Genomic DNA, 2,409 nt, shown 5'->3' with positions numbered 1-2,409 from the left:
GGGAAGAAGAAGGCGATAACCGTTTGTTTCCATTATTACATATATTACATAATGTGGAGGCAAAGATAAGAATTTAGACATTAATCCCTCAGGGTTTTACGTTGATCCGATAAACTTCCGGTGATGTGTGTAGGTTGCCATTTCAAAAAAAACTCACTTCGCAAGTGAGGTACGCAACTTTAGGCAATGCGGTTGGAAGAACAAGTCTCTCGCCATATCCTTCACCCTTTGGGTGATGATTCTTTGTGCAAATGTACTAACTTTATGGTACTAAAACAAACAGTATGTACTGTTTAACATAAAAAGCTCATCCGTTATCTGTAAGGCAGAGCATTTCTTCTTTCATTTCAAAAGCAGAACCCTTGTGTATCTGCTTGTTTTTTTGTTAATTTGTTGTCATTCTAATATTTGAGAGATAATTCCATATCTAAACACTAAGAAAAACAAGTATATCATGAGAGGAAAGTATGTATGGCTGATGGGAATTTGCAGTATGTTTGCTGCATGTAGTTCTTCCACAGGGAGCTTGCCGGCAGAGAGTGTCCGGTTGAATCAGCTGGGTTATTATCCGGCGCAAGAGAAAGTGGCCGTGACGGATAGCGGTAAGATAGAACGCTTCACGGTGGTGGATGCTGCTACGGGCAAAGAAGTCTTGAAGGGAAAACCGAAGAGCAGTGCGGTTTCCGAATGGTCCGGTAAGACAAGGACAACTTTGGACTTCAGTGAGATCACGGCCCCCGGGAAATACATCCTGCAAGTGAACGGTGCATCGGTTCCTTTTGAAATAAAGGACAGAGTGCTGGCATCTCTGGCCGATGCTGCTCTGAAAGCATTCTACTACCAACGTACGGGAATGCCCATCGAAGAGCAATACGCCGGCAAGTGGAACAGACCGGCGGGACATCCTGACGACCGGGTGATGGTACATCCCAATGCCGCTTCCCCCACACGTCCTGCAGGTACGATTATTTCTTCTCCCAAAGGGTGGTACGATGCAGGCGATTATAACAAATACATCGTCAACTCCGCCTATTCCATCGGATTGATGCAGAGCGTTTACCAACTCTTCCCCGATTATTTTGCCACCCAATCCGTGAATATCCCCGAAAGCAACAACAGCACCCCCGACCTGCTGGACGAGATGCACTACAACCTGGACTGGATGTTCACCATGCAAGACCCTGCCGATGGCGGCGTCTACCATAAACTCACCACGCCTTCTTTCGAAGGGTTCATCAAACCGACCGATTGCAAGCAACAGCGCTATGTAGTGAGAAAGTCGGTTACAGCCGCACTAGACTATGCAGCCGCCATGGCACAGGCCTCCCGCTTGTTTGCTCCTTACGAAAAAGATTACCCGGGCTTCGCCAAGCGTGCGCTGGCCACTGCCGAAAAGGCATATCTCTGGGCCAAGAAGAATCCCGATGCCTACTACAATCAGGACAAACTGAGCAAAGAGTTCCAACCTGCCGTAAGTACCGGTGCCTACGGCGATAACAATGCCGACGACGAATTCTTCTGGGCTGCCACTGAGCTCTATCTCTCTACCGGAAAGGCCGCTTACCGCGAAGACGCCGTGAAGAAAGCCCCCGCCACTTTCCATACACCCGGTTGGGGCAATGTCTCCGCATTAGGTGTATTTGCCTGGCTTCAGCCGGGAAAGGAATTGGATGCCGATGACCGTGCTTTTGCCACCTCATTGAAAGAAAAACTGCTTGCTTATAGCGATGCCGCCATAGCCGATGCCGACGCTTCGTCCTTCCATTCCCCCTACGGAAACAAAGCCAAAGATTTCTTTTGGGGATGCATTGCCGAAGGTTGCGCTGACCAGGGTATTTCATTGCTTTATGCTTATCTTGCAACCGGCAATTCCGCTTATCTGACCAATGCCTATCGTAACTCAGACTATATGCTGGGGCGCAATGCTACCGGCTTCTGTTATGTCACCGGTTTCGGAACTCATAGTCCCATGCATCCCCATCATCGCCTGGCGGCATCGGATGGTATCGAAGAACCCATTCCCGGATTTTTGGTAGGCGGACCCAATCCCGGTCGGCAAGACGGAGCCGTTTATTCCTCCGATTATCCCGACGAAGCCTATTCCGATACGCAAGGTTCCTACGCTTCCAATGAGGTAGCCATCAACTGGAATGCCGCCTTGGTAGGATTGGTTTCGGCTTTGGATGCACTGAGTGGGCAGAAGTAGAACTAAAATACAGAAATAGAACTAATAATTGAAGTTTCGTAAGTAAATACACCCGCCGTTAAATGGGAATTTACCAGCGTAGCGCTGGAGCAAGGTTTCCATTCGGCTTACTTGCGCAGCAAGCCTGAAAGGCTTTCATTTATCAGTCCGGCAAAGCCTGAAGGGCTTTCATCTATCAGCCCAGGGCAACGCCCTGGGTTTCA

1 protein-coding gene is annotated in these 2,409 nt (G+C 48.9%); it reads left to right on the top strand.

Features of this window, described 5'->3' with window-relative positions; genetic code table 11:
- The first annotated feature begins 478 nt into the window (after window positions 1–478).
- Window positions 479–2,206, top strand: a complete 1,728-nt coding sequence (locus AAE250_RS23445; RefSeq protein ID WP_446715784.1) for a glycoside hydrolase family 9 protein — start codon at window positions 479–481, stop codon at window positions 2,204–2,206.
- The last annotated feature ends 203 nt before the right edge of the window (window positions 2,207–2,409 follow it).

The organism is Bacteroides sp. GD17 (assembly GCF_038448625.1).
Classification (GTDB): Bacteria; Bacteroidota; Bacteroidia; order Bacteroidales; family Bacteroidaceae; genus Bacteroides.
This window is presented reverse-complemented; position numbering and strand designations above follow the sequence as displayed.

What these genes read in the sequence shown, in the direction of transcription:
- AAE250_RS23445 (WP_446715784.1), top strand. Translation starts at nt 479, where the DNA reads ATGGGAATTTGCAGTATGTTTGCTGCATGTAGTTCTTCCACAGGGAGC.